Source organism: Pseudothermotoga sp. (genome assembly GCA_025060105.1).
Classification (GTDB): Bacteria; Thermotogota; Thermotogae; order Thermotogales; family DSM-5069; genus Pseudothermotoga_A.
In genome coordinates this window covers 95,450-111,645 of sequence record JANXCS010000004.1, presented here as the reverse complement: position 1 = coordinate 111,645, position 16,196 = coordinate 95,450, and the positions used below count along the sequence as shown (strand labels likewise).

Below are 16,196 nucleotides of genomic sequence, written 5' to 3'. Positions count from 1 at the left end.
CGTGAGGATAGGTGGTCAAGCGATCATCGAAGGTGTGTTGATGCTTGGAAGTAAAGCATCTATGGCCGTTAGAAACAAAGATGGTGAGATCGTACTTGAAGATCTTTCACAGGACACCCCGATCAAAGGGAAGCTGTTCAAAATACCGATTGTGAGAGGTTTTGCAAGTTTGTACTATTCTCTGTACTTCGGGATAAAGGCGTTGAATAGATCTGCAGAGTTGAGCAGCGGTGAGAAATTCAAAAAATCCGAATTGTTCTGGTCCACGCTGTTTGCCATCGGGTTGGCTGTGGGGCTTTTCGTTCTTTTACCGATGTTCATCACCAGTTTGTTCCAAGTGCTCAAACACAATGAGATACTCTTCGCAGTAGTCGAAGGAGCCTTCAGGCTTTTCCTCTTCGTACTCTATGTGTGGATGATATCTTTCTTTCCAGATGTCAAGAGGCTGTTCCAATACCACGGTGCTGAACACATGGCTATAAATGCTTATGAACACGGAGAGGAATTGAGTGTAGAGAATGTGAAAAAATACGGAACGATACACCCCAGGTGTGGTACGAGTTTCATCATGATATTTTTGATCCTTTCGATCGTGATTTTGTCTTTGGTCAATCCATTGGCTTCGAGAAACTTCGCTTGGAGGTTGCTCAGCAGGATTCTGTTTCTCCCAGTGACGGCTGGTTTTTCATACGAGTTACTCAGAGTTTCTGCTAAGAATGCTAAGTTGTTGAAGGTACTGTTCTATCCGGGTTTATTCTTTCAAAAGATCACGACAGCGAAACCAGACGATTCTCAGATCGAAGTCGCAATAGTTGCTTTGAAGAGAGTCCTACCACAGGCTTCGAAGGTGGAGGGTCCAGAATATTTCGGTTGATCACCACTTCGTGGTCAATTGGAGTTTCACGCTCGGCACAACGTTGTATTTCGTTAGAATGTCACGCACGTCTTCTGTCACATAGATTCTCACGATCTGCACCAGATTGCTCGCCAGCAATCGGTAAGCTGGATAGTTTTTGACGTAATCTTCAAGAGAGATGACTTCGTCAGTTTGGGGGTTGTAAAGGAACACATTGCTGTTCAGAAATTCCTGTGGATGTACCAGAGATAACTTGTATGGCGTATCGGATTTGAATATGGTTTCGAAATCATCCAGGATCTTTTTTATATGCTTTCTGTCATCGTCTGGGACGTTCTCTTGTTCAACGAGCTTCTCAAGCCTCAACCTGATCTTCTGCAGTGTGTCTGCGACGACACCGATGCTCATGATGTAGGGGTCCACACCCTCCGCTGTGAACGCGATCTCGACGATCAACTTCCAAAGGTCTCTGCTTTCCAACCTTTTCAATATCTTGTAGGCCTCTATCAAGTTGTACTCATCCTCAGTTAGATCCACGGTTTCGAGCTGGTTTTCATCACTCACACCGTATTTTTCAAAGATTTTTCTAACTTCGAGTTTTATCTCTGCGAGCAAAGCTTGATCAGTCAGATCTAAGAATTTCTCTAGATCGTTCACTCTCTCTGCGAGCTTGAGTGGTTTATAGACCAAAGAGAGTATTTCCTGTATCATGAGATCAGCTGCCCTAGACGTTTTGTGGAAATAAACGTTCTTGTACATCATGAATCTTCCAAACAGACTGGTGTATATCTGATCCAAGATCTTCACATGGTAACACAGTATGGATTTGGAACTCTTCACTTTCGTATAGGCATTCCTGATGATCCTGTCCACCGCCCCGACTCCGAAGTGAGTTGTGCCACTGTAGTACGCATCCCTGAGCAAGAAATCCATTCTATCCGCACCGAGTGGCCCTTGCACTACGTTGTACTCGACGCTACCCACCTCTTCACCTTTGAATATGTTGTTGACTTCTTCCATGAGCACCCTCAGGCTTTGGAGCGTGATTTCTTCAAAGCCCACGGTTCGTTTCATATCTTCAACGATGGCACTTTTTTTCTTGGGATCGGAAATCCTTTGGTAAGCTTTGAACATCTCACCGGGCATCAGCTCGAGCAAGATTTTTTCCCTGTGTCCATCGTGTCCATCTTGCACACCCATGCGTCGATAAACAACGTCGTCGAACTGGTGGCTGAACGGACCGTGTCCAACATCGTGCAACATGCCAGCGAGACGTATTATGCGCCTTTTGGAATGTTCTGGAAACAATCTATCAGCATAGAGCCCAGCGATGTGCATGACACCGAGTGAGTGTGCAAAGCGCGTATGGCTCGCACCGGGATAAACGAGCTCAGCTCCAACGAGTTGAGAAAGTTGTCTCAATCTCTGTACGGGTCGAGTGTCCGCTGCGAGGATTTCGAGAGGATAGAGGAATATCTCTGAATGTATTGGATCTCGTGATACTTTGTAGTACAAGCTTTCGCCTCCAAAACATAGTATAATCGAGCGAGTGAAAGTTTTCGATGCGGATGTGGTGCGAGTGCATGCGGTGGTGAAATACAAAAAGGTTGGGCTCTTGCGCTTCCTATCGGCTATAGAAACTGCGAATGCCATAGAAAGGAATTTCAGAAGAGCCGGTGCGCACATGGTGTTCAGCCAAGGTTTTCACAGAAAACCTAAGATCTCCTTCCTAGATCCGACCCCAACGGGTGTTTTCAACCTCGCTCTGTACGTGAGGGTCGAGGTGAAAGGGCATGAACCTGATCTTTTAAAGAGGTTAAAATTGACATCGGTCAGGAATTTGGAACCAGTTCGAATCTGGTGGACCGAAGAAGATCCAAACAAACTGGTCAGTGGGTATCTCTTCAGGGTGATTCTCCCTTCGAAGTGTGTGGACCTGTCACGGTTTGATCCGGAATATGAAGTGAATTTGGAGGAAAAAGGAAAAAAAGGAAAGATGAGAGAGTTTTTCAACGAAATTCATTTTGAAAAGGTTGGAAAGTTCATTGTTATAGTATATTCTCAAAATAGGAACAATGTCGTGAGGGCGAGATACCTTTACGAACCTTTGTCAGTGGAGTCGTGTGAATTTGTTTTGGTACAGAGACTTCGAGCTTTGTGCGGTCAAAACAACTTAGACGATGTGTTGGAGGCGAAAGCTTGGGCTGTAGAGTATTAGTTGTCGATGATTCAGAAGTGCTGAGGAAGATCGTCAATTTCAATTTGACCAAAGAAGGTTTCACTGTGGAAGAAGCTAAGGATGGTGTTGAGGCTCTGGAGAAAATCAAATCTAACAAACCAGACCTCATCGTACTAGACATCATGATGCCACACCTCAACGGTTTTGAGGTTCTAAAGCGTATTCGATCTGACCAAGAGACTTCTAACATACCGGTGATCATCCTGACAGCGAAGGGTGGCGAAGACGACGCGAAAACAGCGTTACAGTATGGAGCAAATGGGTTTTTGACCAAACCGTTCAGCCCGCTCAAGCTCATTGAGGAAGTGCGAAGGGTGACGAAGTGTGTTAAATGATTTCGAGGGCGTTCACGAAAAGTTGATGAACTTCGCCAAGATGTTGTCGCAAGACGGTGTTGTGAACCGAAACGAGCTGTTCAAGTTGTTGAACGAATTTCTGGACCAGATGGGCAAGCTGCGTGAAGAATACACAAAACTTTTAGAAGAGCATTTGGAGGAACTGTCCAAAACGTATCAGGAAATATCGACCCTTTTCGAGCTGAACAATCTGTTCGCCAACGTGGTGGATCCCTCGGAAGTTTTTGAACCGTTGACCCAAACGCTCAGGCAGACTATACCATTCAAATCGATCTTCATAGAGCTCAACGTGCTTGGCAAGAATCTGGTGTACGAGAAAAACCAGTTCGAGGCGGATCTGACCTCGATCGCAAAGAAGATCCTTCAAGATTTCAAAGGTGTGGTGTTGATCGAGCCAGAGCATGGGATGAAGCTGAAAAATCTTCTTTCGATACCGATAGGGAACAGTGAGACGAAGTGGGGTCGTATAACCTTGATCGAGAAAGAACATGGAATATTCACCGCAGCTGACAGAAAGATACTCGAGGCTGTAGCTTTCCAGTTGGCTGCATCGTGCGAAAGATACACCAGGCTTTGGAGAGAAATCGAAAGACAGAGAATGAGAGAACAACTTGAAATTGCAAGGCAAATTCAGTTGAGCTTACTTCCCAAGCGCCTGCCTCAATTGGATCACCTCCAAATAGCGGCGAGAACGGTTCCAGCGATACAAGTTGGGGGAGATTATTACGATCTGATCATGATGAGAGGGAACCTCCTTGTAGCCGTTGCGGACGTGTCTGGGAAAGGCATTCCTGCCGCACTGCTCATGACTTCTCTGAGGAGTACCTTGAGGACTCTAGTTAAGAGTGAACTTGATCTTTCGCATTTGGCCAAAGAGTTGAACAACGCTTTGTGTGAAGATTTGGAAGAAGATAGGTTCGTCACGATCGCGCTGATGTGTTTCCATGCGGACGGTACAGTTCGATTGATAAATGCGGGGCACAACCCCATCATCCGCGTGCACGCTGACGGTTCCGTGTTGATGGAAGCTCAAGCCCTTCCGATGGGCATCGTGAAAGAATTGGATTACGAAGAATCCCAGTTCAGGATGCACCCTGGTGAAGCTTTGGTGATCTACACCGACGGTGTTACTGAAGCGAGGAATGAACACGGCGAAGAGTTTGGTTTACAAAGGTTTGTGGAAGTTCTTCAAAGTTGTGCGAATGAAAGTGCTCAAACTATGGTCAAAAATGCCGAAGAAGAGCTGAAGCGTTTCTGCGGTGAAGCTGCTCAGCATGACGATTCTACGTTGGTAGTGGTAAAATATTTGGGAAAAACTGAAAGTTGAGGACGGGAGGTTGGATCATGTCTGGTCACAACAAATGGGCGAATATAAAGCACAGAAAAATGGCCCAAGATGCGAAGAGGTCGCAGTTGTTCACGAAATTGATCCGCGAGTTGATCGTTGCAGCGCGTGAAGGGGGCGGAAACCCCGACACGAACCCACGTCTCAGGGCAGCCATCGAAAGAGCGAAAGAGGCGAGCATGCCAAAGGAAAACATCGAGAGAGCCATCAAACGTGGCACGGGAGAAATCGAGGGCGCCGAATTTCAAGAGATCATCTACGAGGCTTACGCACCAGGTGGAGTAGCTCTGTACATACGAGCACTCACAGACAACAAAAACAGGACTGCTCAAGAGTTGAGACACGTTTTGAGTAGGCACGGAGGTAGCCTCGCCGAACCGGGATCGGTAAGTTGGGTGTTTGAAAGGAAAGGCATCGTGCAAATGCCAAAAGAACAAGTTGCCAACATTGAGGAAGTCATGATGATCGCCATCGATGCTGGTGCGGAGGACATAAAGGAGCAAGAAGATCCCATCAGGATCATCGCGAGCCCTGAGGACGTGATGAAGATCAAAGATGCTCTCGAAGCCAATGGTTACAAAGTTGAAGCTAGCATTGGATATGTGCCGAAGAGCACAGTCCGTGTTACTGGAAAAGATGCCGAGAGACTGCTGACCCTTTTGAACGCGTTGGAAGACATGGACGATGTTCAAGAAGTCTTCTCGAACTTCGAGATGGACGATGCCGAGATGGAGGCTATCTTGGCACAACTCGGGCAATGAAGCTGGAGCACATAATCACAGCACTGCTTTTGATTTCAATCGTTTGTTTCTCAGCGACTGTGAATCTAGATTATGCCGTTGGTGATGGCGCCAATTTTGGTTTGAGGGTGATACCGCGCATCGAATTTTGGCGCGTTCAAGCCGTCTTGGACTTTCCTTTCGTATTCAATCTCGATGGAAACTGGTTGACACCGGCGTTATCTCCCTTGGAGAGTTTGAAACGCCTCGATCTTGATCTAGGCAGTGGAGGGGTCAAGTTCAACGCACCCCAAAAAGTTCAGGTGAGTTTTTCAAACATCGACTTTCATGCGCATTCACTCGTCGCATGGAGTTTTGATGGATCCATCGGAGCAACGTTGGGTCCGGAGAGTGCTCTCTTTTTCAAAACTTCTTTCTTCAACGTTTGCATCGATGTAGATGGACAGTACCATGTGGGTTTAACACTCCCCACCGAATGGTTCGAAGTGGGAGGTTTCATTTCGAGTCGCGGTTACGGTTTCAGTACGGTCGTAGGCCCGTTCGTGTTCTTGATTTTACCGGAGAACGGATTCCGTTTCGCGATGGTGGAAAGGAACATATATCTGTCTGCACAGTTTCTCGACGGGAACACGTCGATCGCTTTGGGCTGGTTGAAAGGTGAAGAGTGGTTCTTTCTCGGTACGAACGGTCTTGAAATGAGAATGAAGCTGAGAGATATCGCTATTACGCTGAAATTGCAGAAGGAGCGGTGGTATGCAGGACTTTCTTTCCCAATTCTCTGGTGACTTGCCCATGGAAGATTTCCAATGGTTCGTCAAAGAAGTGCACAGACATTTCGGCTTGGATTTGAGCGGTTACAAACCACACCGCATGAAACGCAGGATAGAAATATTGATAAGGAAATACAAGCTTTCCTCTTATCAAGAGTACTTGCGTCTCTTGCTGAGTAACAGTGCCGTTAGGGATGAATTTCTCGACAAGCTAACGATAAATGTGACCGAATTTTTCAGAAATCCAGAAAAATGGTGGGAGTTGAGAGACAAATACTTACCAGAGTTGTTGTCGCTTTCTAGGTCTCGGTTCAAAGCTTGGAGTGCGGGTTGCGCGAGTGGAGAGGAACCTTATTCTCTCGCCATCTTGTTGGAAGAACTGAAAGCTCCTGTGGGTGCTGGTGTTCTCGCAACGGACATAGATGAAAAAGCGATAGAAGAAGCTAAGCGCGGAATTTACGAGTCGCGATCGATGATCAGTACACCTAAAAGTTACATAGATCGTTACTTTGAGATCGTGGATGGTATGTACAAGATCAAAGATTCTGTGAAAAAGCGCGTGACGTTCCAAAAGCACAACATGCTCCAAGATCCGTTTCCACAAGGCCTCGATTTGATTGTGTGTCGCAACGTTGTCATCTATTTCGAAGAACACGCAAAGACGCAGTTGTATCAAAATTTTGCTAAGGCTCTCAGAATCGGTGGTGTACTGTTCGTTGGTAGCACGGAAAGAATCTTCGATCATACCAGTTTGGGTTTGAAACTACTCAGTCCATTCTTCTACCAGAGGGTGAATTGAATGTTTTGGGTGACCTTCGTCTTGCTGATGGATCAGCTCACCAAAATGCTCATCGAACGGTTCTTGGTGGTTCCCACTTCCATCGTACCAGGTTTCGTCTGGTTGACCTACACGAAAAACACGGGCATCGCTTTCGGTATGTTTGCGAGGTCCCCGTGGATACTGTGGGTGACTTTCTTTGCCACATTCCTGCTCGCGCTAGTGCCGGCTTTCGTGGGTTGCTCGAAATTGACGAAAGCTGGCCTCGGAATGATCGTGGGTGGTGCCATGGGCAACGTGGTCGATAGATTCAGGTTGGGTTATGTGGTGGACTTCATAAATGTCAAATACTTCCCTGCCGTTTTCAACATCGCGGATCTTTTCATCACGATCGGTGGAGTGCTCATCCTTGTCAGCTTGTTGAGAGGTGAAAAGCCTCTTGACGATAAAGGTGGGCAAGAATGAGGCTGGACAGAGGCTCGACTTGTACGTCCTTTCAAAATTGCCCAAGATTGTCTCTCGCTCTTTTTTGCAGAAACTCATAAAGGAAGGACAAATAAAAGTCAACAACAGAGTGGAGAAAGCCAGCTACAGGGTCAAGCCAAACGATGAGATTTCACTACCAGACCGTCCAACACCTCAACAAGTAGAAATCGTTGCGGAACCCATAGAACTTCAAATTCTGTACGAAGATCCTGACCTCATAGTCGTCAACAAACCTGCCGGCATGATAGTCCATCCCATCCCGTCACACACGAGTGGTACGTTGGTGAACGCACTCTTGTATCACTGTAAAGATCTACAAGGTATAGGTGGAGAGCTCAGACCTGGTATTGTACATCGGTTGGACAAGGAAACCTCTGGTGTGATCGTGGTTGCGAAGAACGATTTTTCTCACAGATCGCTCTCGGCGCAATTCAAAAACAGAGAGGTCTTCAAAATGTACTTCGCCGTGATACACGGATGTCCCGATGAACTTGAAGGTGAAATACAGATCAACCTCGCGAGGCATCCGACAGTTCGAGTCAAGATGACTGTGGCGAGGGAAGGAAGATCGGCCGTCACTCTGTACAAGATCTTGAAAAGGTTCGGCAATTTGGCATCTTTGGCTGCAGTGTATCCGAAAACTGGTCGAACGCACCAGATAAGGGTACACATGAAGTACATCGGTCATCCGATCTTGGGTGATAGACTCTACGGAAAAGCTGATCCTGTCCACGTCGAAAGGCAGTTATTGCATGCAGCCGTTTTGGAATTCAAACATCCAAGGAGCAACGAAAAGATGAGATTCGTGGCACCGCTTCCAGAAGATTTCAAATCGATCATCAGGCGCTTGCATGAGGAGTCAACGAAATGATCGCTTGCATCGTTTCGCCCTATTCCTTCGAAGGATCCATCGTCAGATTCGAAGATCTTGCAATTTTTGTGAAAGAAAATAAGCTCAGATCACTCCTGCTCGCGGACGTGAACCTCCACGGTGCGGTTCATTTTCACACGTTCTGTAGAAAACTTGGTCTTGTTCCAGTGCTCGGTTTGAGGAAAGGGAACAGTATTTACTACGCGCGAAATAGGGAAGAATACGAAGAGTTGGTACGTTCTTACAACGAACGGAGAGAACCGAAGTTGAACCGCTTGAGTTTAAACGATGTCGAACTCATCTACTATCTTCAAAAAGATGATCTAGAAGCGCACAGAGTGATGTGTCAATTGCTTAGAATTGAACCGCAGGTGAACGATGGACCGTCTGGAAAGTTTGATGATGTGGCGAGCCTTTTGAAGGTTCATGACTATGATCTCAGAGTTGTTCATCGATTGCCGGATCCTCCGGAAAACTGGCTCGACGATATCGTTCGAAGATCTCCTCTAGAGTACAAAAAAAGATTGATGAATGAGATAGACATCGTGAGAAAGCTTGGATTCGAACCGTATTTCTACACGGTGAAGTGCATCGTCGACGTGGCAAGACAGAATGGGATCATCATTGGTCCGGGGCGTGGAAGTGCCGTTGGTAGCCTTTTAGCCCACCTTCTCGGCATCACGTCTGTTGATCCTGTTCGATATGGGTTGATGTTCGAACGATTTTTACACGAGCAACGGCGAGAACCTCCAGACATAGATATAGATGTCGCTGACGAACAACGCTCGAAGTTGTTGTATTTGCTCAGAAATGTCTTCCCCTACTTTGCGCAGATTTCGACGTTTTCAACGTTGACAGAAAAAGCTTTGATGAACGAAGTCAAGAGGCTCAACATCGATTTGAAGGGTGACGTGGTGAAACGGATCGTTGGGTTACCCTACCGAAGGAGTGTTCACGCAGCTGGGATCGTCGTGTCTCAAGAACCGTTGAACCTTCCTTTGGTACCTTTCGAGGATCAGAAGATCATAGAATACGACATGGATTCGATCGAGCAGATCGGCGTTGTGAAAATAGACTTACTCGGCCTTAGGACGTTGACCGCACTGGACGAAATTCGAAGAAAGGTCGGAATCGAAAGTGTAGATTTGAACGACGTGCGCACTTACAAACTCATCTCGAATGGAAAAACATCTGGCATTTTTCAGTTGGAAGCTCAGGGTGCAAGGAGGTTGTGTAGAACTGTCAGGCCTTCAAATTTGGAAGAACTGTCCACACTCTTAGCTTTGAACAGGCCAGGACCACTCAGGGCGAAGATGGACAAACTCTACGCGGAACGAAAACGCGGTTGTATCGATATCGAGCAAACTTTGTTTCCAGAAACTTTTGGAGTGATAGTTTATCAAGAACAAGTGATGAAACTGGCGATGGATTTGGCTGGTTTTTCACCTGCCGAAGCAGATCTCTTCAGAAAAGCCATTTCAGAGAAAGATGAAAGCATCATCGAACGAACCTTGGTCGATTTCAAAAGTAAGCTCATTGAGAAAGGTTACAAACCACGATTTGTTCAGGATGTGTGTGGTGTTTTGAAAAAATTCGCTCTGTATGCTTTCAATAAATCTCACAGTGTTGCGTATTCTCTTTTGAGCTTTGAACTGGCATACTTGAAAGCACACTGGCCAAAGCAGTTCTTCGAACTGTACATGAGAGAGAACGCCTCTGATCAAAATAAAATTTTTCATGCTGTGCAGGAACTCCGTTCCATGGGATTTCGTGTCCTACCTCCATCCGTTAACCACACCTTAGACGAGGAAAAGACGTTCCGACTACCGTTGGAAGTGGTGAGCGGTGTTGGAAAAACAGTGACACAGTTGTGCCAAAAGTTGGGCCCATTTTCGAATCTCAAAGAATTCTACGAAAGGACGAAGCTTCCATTGTCAATCCTTCAAAAGCTGGTTTGGGCTGGGGTGTTCGATGAGCTTCACTCTGGTCGCGTGGAAGCATTGGAGGCTTTTGAAACACTTCAGAAAGGCTTCGATGAAACGTTGAGTCAGTTGGCAGCGAAAGTTTTTGGCAAGCAGAGCGAGTCGAGAAAAAAGCTTGACTACAACGAAGCCGACCTCGCAAGCTTGGAAGAGAAAGCTTACGGTTTTCCACTCACACCCTTTAAATTTGATTTTTCAAACAGATTCGCTCCGCTGTCTGAGATCTTCGCCACGGGACGGACGCTCCCAGTTGTTGTTAAAGTTTCGAAAAACTTTGCGAGCGATGGTTCAACCATAGTACGGTTGAAGGAACGCGTTGCAGATGGATATTTTGTGCTCGCTTTGACGCCAGACGGTCGCGTTTTGAGGCAGGAGAAGGCAGAGAAAGTCAAGCGTGTTGTTTATGAACTCTACGGTTGCTTTGATGAAAACGATTTGGAAGAAGCGTCCGAACATGAATTTGTGGAAACAAGTTTGTGTGGAAAAAAGGTTGAAATGGCCCAGTTGAGACCACTCGTTGATTGGTACGAAATTTCGTGGGAAGTTTAACAACGAAAGTATTCACTGTTCGCTAGAAAAATCTGAAGAATCTCCGGATCGAAATGATCTTCGTCGTTTTTCACGATTCGAAGAGCTTCTTCAAAGGTGTATGCCGTTCGATAAGGTCTGTCAGACATCAGCGCTTCGAACACATCCATTATCGCAACGATCCTCGCTTCCAACGGTATTTGCTTTTCTTTGAGGCCTTCAGGGTAACCTCCCCCATCGTATCTCTCGTGGTGATACTTCACCACGTTGAACAAGATGGTTAGAAATTTTTCTTCGCGAAAAGTCCTGATGAGCTTTTCCAGCATCTTGGCGCCGAAAGTCGTGTGCATTTTAACGACAGAGAATTCATCCTCGCTCAGACTGGAAGGTTTGTTCAGTATCGAATCTGGTATGACCAGTTTTCCTAGATCGTGAAAGAAACTGGCGAGAGTGATGTTCGTCGCAAAAACTGAATCTATCAAACCAGCTTCGACGCAGAGCATAGTGAAAAGGCGAGTGAAGGTTTTCACGCGGATCGAATGTTCGAATAAGTATGAATCTTTGAATTTGAACAAATCACTCATGAAACCGGTGAAACTGGTGAGATATCCAACATTGCCAAAATCGAAAATTAAAGGTTCAATCAATCTTTCCTCATTGATGAATTCATCCACACCCGCTTTGATCAAGTCCACGTCGAAGGGGGCGTAAGACAGAAAAATTCTTGGAAACAACGGTGAAACGTTCTCTCGAACCGAGCGGACGAACGTGAGAATGTCTTTGTGATCAAAACCATGACAGTCAACGAGCACCATTTCATAGAGCGTTGGGTTTCTCTCTATCAATCTCCATGCGCTGTGAAAATCGTGCGCCACGTCTAGAGAGTCTCCCAAAAGTGTTACCACAATTCCGAAAAGATTTGATCCAATCCGTTGTGATAGAACAAGTTTTTTAACGCTCATATGTTTTTTAGAAATATAACTTAGAAGAGCCAGATAGTAAGAATTTTCTAGGCAAAATTAAATCGAATTTCTCTTTCGAATTTGTGTAATATTAGTTAAAAATCTATACAAGTTCTGAAGGTAAAGATTTACCATCATATTCAATTTTATTTTAGAAAACTAAAATGCTGTCGCGTTCAAACAGTTCTCAAATCCAAACGGGTTGAAGTGAAGCACTTGAAAGCAAGATTTTTTTCTGGTATACTCCAAAAGGAGGCAGGCGTAGCTTCAAGCGGTGGAGCGCCGCCTTGGTAAGGCGGAGGGTGTGGGTTCGAGTCCCACCGCCTGCTCCAGTTATTTTGTGTAGACGAGTTCCCCGGCTACGTAGACCGCAACTGGATCTTCATCGAATTTCAATGGCTCTCTTTCATAAATGCAGAAATCTGCCAAGTAGCCTGCCTCGATCTTTCCTAAATTGTTCAAGCCTGCCAATTTTGCCCCCGCGATCGTGTAAAGCTCAATTGCTTGTTGCTTCGTAAAGCCTATTTTCAGAGCTTTCTCTATCACGTACTTTGGATCTTCTGGAGAAACGGGAGCATCACTCGAAAAAGCGATCTTGAAACCGAGGTTGAACAGGAACGAAAATGGATACTTCAACGCCTTGAGCTCTTTAGGCAACGCGGATTCCATCAGCCGTTCATCCTCTATCGCGAAGTGTGGTTGTACGGAAAACAGTGTATTTCTTAAAAGTGGTAAGTCTTCTTCTCGAACCAGTTGGGCGTGTATGATACGATGCCCAGGATGTTTGCTCAAAACTTTGGCAACCGTGTGAACAGCTTCATCACCGATGGCATGAACACAAAGTTGAACGTTCTTCTCATCGCACAAGCTTGCGAATTTTTCGATGTCTTCCTCGCTGAGCAGCTTCATTCCAAAGTTGTTCGGGTCGTCCGCGTAGGGTACACTGAGCCACGCAGTTCTTCCACCCACTGAGCCGTCCGCAAAGATCTTCACAGCCTTCGCGAAGACACGATCGGAGATGTGGCCAAAATCATCGAATCGTTCCAGTTTAGACGGTGATTCGAAGTGAATTTTCTCGAACAACCTGATCTTTGAACCCCTCAATATACCTTTCAATTTGTCCCATTCCATACCGTGAAGATCGTCCGAATGAACGAAGGTGACTCCGTGCATCAAAAAACGTTCTTCGCCGATTCTATAGAACCTTTCTCCTTCCAGAGGTATCTTCTTTTTCACATCTTCAAGTTCTTTCTCTCTGAAAAATCCGTCTTCTTTCCAAATTCCAACCGATCTCATGAGCGCAGAGTTGGCCACTCCAACGTGACCACAACGTCTCACGAGCAAGACGGGTTTTTGTATACGATCTAGTAACTGTCTGGTGGGCCTTCCACCGAGTTTTTCTTCATTCCAGCCCCTGCCAATCAAAAGGTTTTGCGGTTGATGTTCAAGGAGCTCTAACAGTTGATCCAAGGAAGTCACGTTCTCCAAATTCAAAAGGCCATACTTGTGTCCAGTTCCTATCACGTGCGCGTGAGAATCTACAAAACCGGGCATGACATAGTATCCTTTCAAATCCACGATCGGTCCTGTGGGATCGTTCGTGAAAATGCCGTTCTCGATGAACAAGTCCATCTCAACGAATTTGCCATCACAGTACACCAAGCAATCTTTGAGCGTCAATTCAATCGCCCCCGTACAGCCTTTTTTCCACCATCTTCCTTTCCTCTGGCCCCATGGTGTAAACACCATCCTCACGGGTGCACCAGACAGGAAGGGGGAACCTAACAGTGATGGGAATTCTCATGAAAGGTTGGTCGATGATCACTTCACCTTGTTGAAGCAACGCTGCCCTTGCCTTTTGTTCATCGGTCAGATGGGCATACTCAGGTTTCATCAGTTCTGCACCTTTTTGACGACCAACTACGGTTGTGGAAGATTGTGTGATGATTCTGTAGTCCACTTCGGAAGCCGTTTGTTCGGCACCGATCAGTATCACTCTGAAAGATCTCCCACGCTCGGCGATGTCTCTGAATATGTTCGATAGAGGTCCTCCACCGTGACGTGGCGCATATTTGTTCAACTCATCCAAGAAGATGAACACTGGGTCTTGATTGGTCTTTTCCTCTCTCGATTTCATCACTTCGATCAGAACGGCACCGACGACGAACGATTGTGGTCGAGCTCTCAGTTTCGAAATATCCACGACCGTCACCTGTCCAGGTCTGTCCCAATCGATCCTTCTACTCGTTGTGGTATCGAACTGTAAGAAGTTGGTTTTGACCCATATCAGATCGAAACCGGTTGCTTTTGCAGCTTTGAGTCTCCTCACTAAGGCCGCTATCGTTGCCTTTCCTTGAATTTCCTGCATGATCTTTGTTTTGAATTCTTCGTCCTCTTCGAACATTTCGATCAGCTCGTCCAAACCGTCTGGTAGACCTGCTTGGGCCCTCACATCGAAACCATTCGCAATGGCCGTTCTGATGATTATTTCTGGCTCGTTCGACACTTTTATTTGATTCCTCAGACAGAACTCTCTAGCTTTTCTTATAGCCTCTTCGAATCTTTCTTGAAGGGCTTCTTGTACGACCATGACGGCTAACTGTAAATTCTGATTCTTTTCGAGTTCTTCCTGATCGAACATTAACTCAAACAAACCTAGCTTCATTATGTCCACTATGTCCCAGCCGTAGGATTGAACACCTTCGAATCTCTTGTTGACCCACGGTTCATCCCGATTGGGCTTTCTCGTTGCGAAGAATTTCACCTTCGAAAACGGCTCGGCGCGCACTTTCAAAGTATCGTACATCTCTTGCCACAGTTTTGCCGAATCTGTTTTCTCCTTTTCTTTCCAGTCCTTTGACCATTTGTCCAGAAAGAGGAGACCTTCCCCTTTCACGTTGAAGATGATGAAGCGCGATCTTGAAAGAGCAGCCATGAGTTCGTTTTTGTCCTTCAACCTGTTCCCAGTGTCGAGGAAGGATTTCACCAGAAAAGTCGCGTAGGAAGTTTTTGCCGCAACTCCAGATTGACCAGAGATGTTTATGTGGGCACCGTTTTCACCCAGGATGTATCTGATGTCCACATAGGCTGGCTTGTTGTTTTTGAACACACCCACTGGTATCGCGTAGTCTTTCTGCAGCAGTTCATCGAAACCCATCGCCGCATTGATTTCTTCTTCGCTGGCCAAGCTGACTTCTGCGCCTGGCGGTGGGGGTACCTGTGGGGCGTCTGGAAGGATCTTTTCCCCTTCCATCTTCAGCATCCTTGTGGTCATCACGGTGGCCAGGAAAATGGGGTTGGCAGGTGAAAGCCCCTTCAGAGCGAGTTCTTCCTCGTAGCCCGATATCGGTCCGAAGTCCCATTTCGCCTTGATCTCCACCACGATGCCGTAATAAACGAGGGCTCCTTGAGGTTCATAATTGAACCTCACCTTGACCACATCGTCTATCTGGAGCATGTGATGTGGTTTACCATCTTTCTGCTCGAGCCTTACGTAGAAAATGTAAGGGTTTGAGCTGTTTATGCCTGTAACGACACCGATCCTCATGCAACACCCCCCACCAGTTTCAAATGTACACAACTTCCAATCGCCAATTTCAACTCTTCACTGAACAGTTTCACTTCGCGTTCGAACGCCACCGTTCCTCTCAGCCCAAAGCGTTTTTCCTCCACTTGAAATCTTCCATACGCAGGTACGACGAGGTCCTTGAATGGTTCAAGTACAGCAACGTCCTGAGAGTCGAAGTTTTCAACGCTCGAGACTACAGCTTCGAGCAGATAGTCATGACCGAGCAGCTCCTCAGCTTCTTTTATCTTTCCCTCCCTGATCAATTTTCTTATCCGTGAACTGCTTATGCGCAAGTTTTGGCCATCTAGGATGTCTGGAAGGGCTATCAGTTCTATGTTTTTCCTCGAGCATAGATTCTCAAGGAGTCGTAGATCTCCTTCGGCGTTCTTTCCGAATCTGAAGTCCTTTCCGACGACGAGTATAGCCGTATCTTTGGCTATGAATCGCTCGAAGAAATCTTCTGCTGACATGTCCTTGATGCCTTTGAGATCCAACATGATCACTTCGTCGGCGTAGTTCGACAAAAGCAAAATTCTTCGCTCATGACTCGTTATCAATCCTTCGAAATCGCCACTCAAATGCTCGAAAGGATGTGAAACAACGATCACTCTCGAACGGTATTTTCTGCCCTCGGCCAGCTCTTCGACCCTTCTGAGTAGCTCCTTATGGCCAAGGTGAACTCCATCGAAGACGCCGATCGTCACCACATACATAG

General features: G+C 46.3%; 15 protein-coding genes and 1 tRNA gene. 11 read left to right on the top strand and 5 right to left on the bottom strand.

Going from position 1 to position 16,196, the window contains the following annotated elements; genetic code table 11:
- The first annotated feature begins 1 nt into the window (after position 1).
- The gene (locus NZ875_05285; protein MCS7175150.1) at positions 2 to 874 is read left to right on the top strand and encodes a DUF1385 domain-containing protein; all 873 of its coding nucleotides are present in this window, start codon (positions 2 to 4) and stop codon (positions 872 to 874) included.
- Here the strand turns inward: NZ875_05285 and NZ875_05280 are convergent, their stop codons facing one another.
- On the bottom strand, positions 875 to 2,371 hold the full coding sequence (locus NZ875_05280) for an HD domain-containing protein (protein ID MCS7175149.1): 1,497 nt from the start codon (positions 2,369 to 2,371) through the stop codon (positions 875 to 877). It lies immediately after the preceding gene.
- A 34-nt stretch (positions 2,372 to 2,405) separates the two neighbouring features.
- Here NZ875_05280 and NZ875_05275 point away from each other — a divergent pair, with 34 nt between their 5' ends.
- Genes NZ875_05275 through NZ875_05235 form a run of 9 tightly spaced genes read left to right on the top strand, consistent with a single transcriptional unit; the run spans position 2,406 to position 10,972 of the window.
- Complete coding sequence (locus tag NZ875_05275; protein ID MCS7175148.1) at positions 2,406 to 3,074, top strand: TIGR03936 family radical SAM-associated protein; 669 nt, start codon at positions 2,406 to 2,408, stop codon at positions 3,072 to 3,074.
- Positions 3,056 to 3,430, top strand: coding sequence for a response regulator (locus tag NZ875_05270; protein MCS7175147.1), 375 nt, complete (start codon positions 3,056 to 3,058; stop codon positions 3,428 to 3,430). The genes NZ875_05275 and NZ875_05270 overlap by 19 nt, the downstream gene beginning before the upstream one ends.
- On the top strand, positions 3,420 to 4,778 hold the full coding sequence (locus NZ875_05265; protein ID MCS7175146.1) for a SpoIIE family protein phosphatase: 1,359 nt from the start codon (positions 3,420 to 3,422) through the stop codon (positions 4,776 to 4,778). The genes NZ875_05270 and NZ875_05265 overlap by 11 nt, the downstream gene beginning before the upstream one ends.
- 17 nt (positions 4,779 to 4,795) lie before the next feature.
- Positions 4,796 to 5,557 carry a YebC/PmpR family DNA-binding transcriptional regulator gene (locus NZ875_05260; protein ID MCS7175145.1) on the top strand — a complete coding sequence of 254 codons (762 nt, stop codon included), beginning with the start codon at positions 4,796 to 4,798 and terminating at the stop codon, positions 5,555 to 5,557.
- On the top strand, positions 5,554 to 6,321 hold the full coding sequence (locus tag NZ875_05255; protein ID MCS7175144.1) for a hypothetical protein: 768 nt from the start codon (positions 5,554 to 5,556) through the stop codon (positions 6,319 to 6,321). The genes NZ875_05260 and NZ875_05255 overlap by 4 nt, the downstream gene beginning before the upstream one ends.
- Complete coding sequence (locus NZ875_05250; protein MCS7175143.1) at positions 6,290 to 7,105, top strand: protein-glutamate O-methyltransferase CheR; 816 nt, start codon at positions 6,290 to 6,292, stop codon at positions 7,103 to 7,105. The genes NZ875_05255 and NZ875_05250 overlap by 32 nt, the downstream gene beginning before the upstream one ends.
- A complete protein-coding gene (gene lspA / locus NZ875_05245; GenBank protein ID MCS7175142.1) occupies positions 7,106 to 7,549 on the top strand; it encodes a signal peptidase II in 444 nt (147 codons plus the stop codon).
- Positions 7,524 to 8,441 carry an RluA family pseudouridine synthase gene (locus tag NZ875_05240; GenBank protein ID MCS7175141.1) on the top strand — a complete coding sequence of 306 codons (918 nt, stop codon included), beginning with the start codon at positions 7,524 to 7,526 and terminating at the stop codon, positions 8,439 to 8,441. Before lspA ends, NZ875_05240 begins: the two co-directional genes overlap by 26 nt.
- Positions 8,438 to 10,972 (top strand): DNA polymerase III subunit alpha, encoded by a 2,535-nt coding sequence (locus NZ875_05235; GenBank protein ID MCS7175140.1) that lies wholly within the window; start codon positions 8,438 to 8,440, stop codon positions 10,970 to 10,972. Before NZ875_05240 ends, NZ875_05235 begins: the two co-directional genes overlap by 4 nt.
- On the opposite strand, the gene NZ875_05230 is transcribed toward NZ875_05235, so the two are convergent.
- Positions 10,969 to 11,856: an HD domain-containing protein gene (locus tag NZ875_05230; protein MCS7175139.1), complete on the bottom strand. Its 888-nt coding sequence runs from the start codon at positions 11,854 to 11,856 to the stop codon at positions 10,969 to 10,971. The two genes, NZ875_05235 and NZ875_05230, sit on opposite strands and share 4 nt — an antisense overlap.
- A 312-nt stretch (positions 11,857 to 12,168) precedes the next feature.
- Here NZ875_05230 and NZ875_05225 point away from each other — a divergent pair.
- Positions 12,169 to 12,245, top strand: a tRNA-Thr gene (locus NZ875_05225).
- A gap of 1 nt (position 12,246) precedes the next feature.
- On the opposite strand, the gene NZ875_05220 is transcribed toward NZ875_05225, so the two are convergent.
- From NZ875_05220 to NZ875_05210, 3 genes are read right to left on the bottom strand one after another with little or no spacing between them, the layout of a single operon-like run.
- Complete coding sequence (locus NZ875_05220) at positions 12,247 to 13,593, bottom strand: amidohydrolase family protein (GenBank protein ID MCS7175138.1); 1,347 nt, start codon at positions 13,591 to 13,593, stop codon at positions 12,247 to 12,249.
- Position 13,594: 1 nt separating this feature from the next.
- Positions 13,595 to 15,460, bottom strand: coding sequence for an ATP-binding protein (locus NZ875_05215; GenBank protein ID MCS7175137.1), 1,866 nt, complete (start codon positions 15,458 to 15,460; stop codon positions 13,595 to 13,597).
- Positions 15,457 to 16,194 (bottom strand): FAD synthetase family protein, encoded by a 738-nt coding sequence (locus NZ875_05210; protein MCS7175136.1) that lies wholly within the window; start codon positions 16,192 to 16,194, stop codon positions 15,457 to 15,459. Before NZ875_05210 ends, NZ875_05215 begins: the two co-directional genes overlap by 4 nt.
- Positions 16,195 to 16,196 lie beyond the last annotated feature (2 nt).

Bases quoted from the DNA above. Each gene is read 5' to 3' on its own strand.
- NZ875_05260 (MCS7175145.1), top strand. From the start codon at position 4,796: ATGTCTGGTCACAACAAATGGGCGAATATAAAGCACAGAAAAATGGCC.
- NZ875_05255 (MCS7175144.1), top strand. From the start codon at position 5,554: ATGAAGCTGGAGCACATAATCACAGCACTGCTTTTGATTTCAATCGTT.
- NZ875_05250 (MCS7175143.1), top strand. From the start codon at position 6,290: ATGCAGGACTTTCTTTCCCAATTCTCTGGTGACTTGCCCATGGAAGAT.
- lspA (MCS7175142.1), top strand. From the start codon at position 7,106: ATGTTTTGGGTGACCTTCGTCTTGCTGATGGATCAGCTCACCAAAATG.
- NZ875_05235 (MCS7175140.1), top strand. From the start codon at position 8,438: ATGATCGCTTGCATCGTTTCGCCCTATTCCTTCGAAGGATCCATCGTC.
- NZ875_05215 (MCS7175137.1), bottom strand. From the start codon at position 15,460: ATGAGGATCGGTGTCGTTACAGGCATAAACAGCTCAAACCCTTACATT.
- NZ875_05210 (MCS7175136.1), bottom strand. From the start codon at position 16,194: ATGTATGTGGTGACGATCGGCGTCTTCGATGGAGTTCACCTTGGCCAT.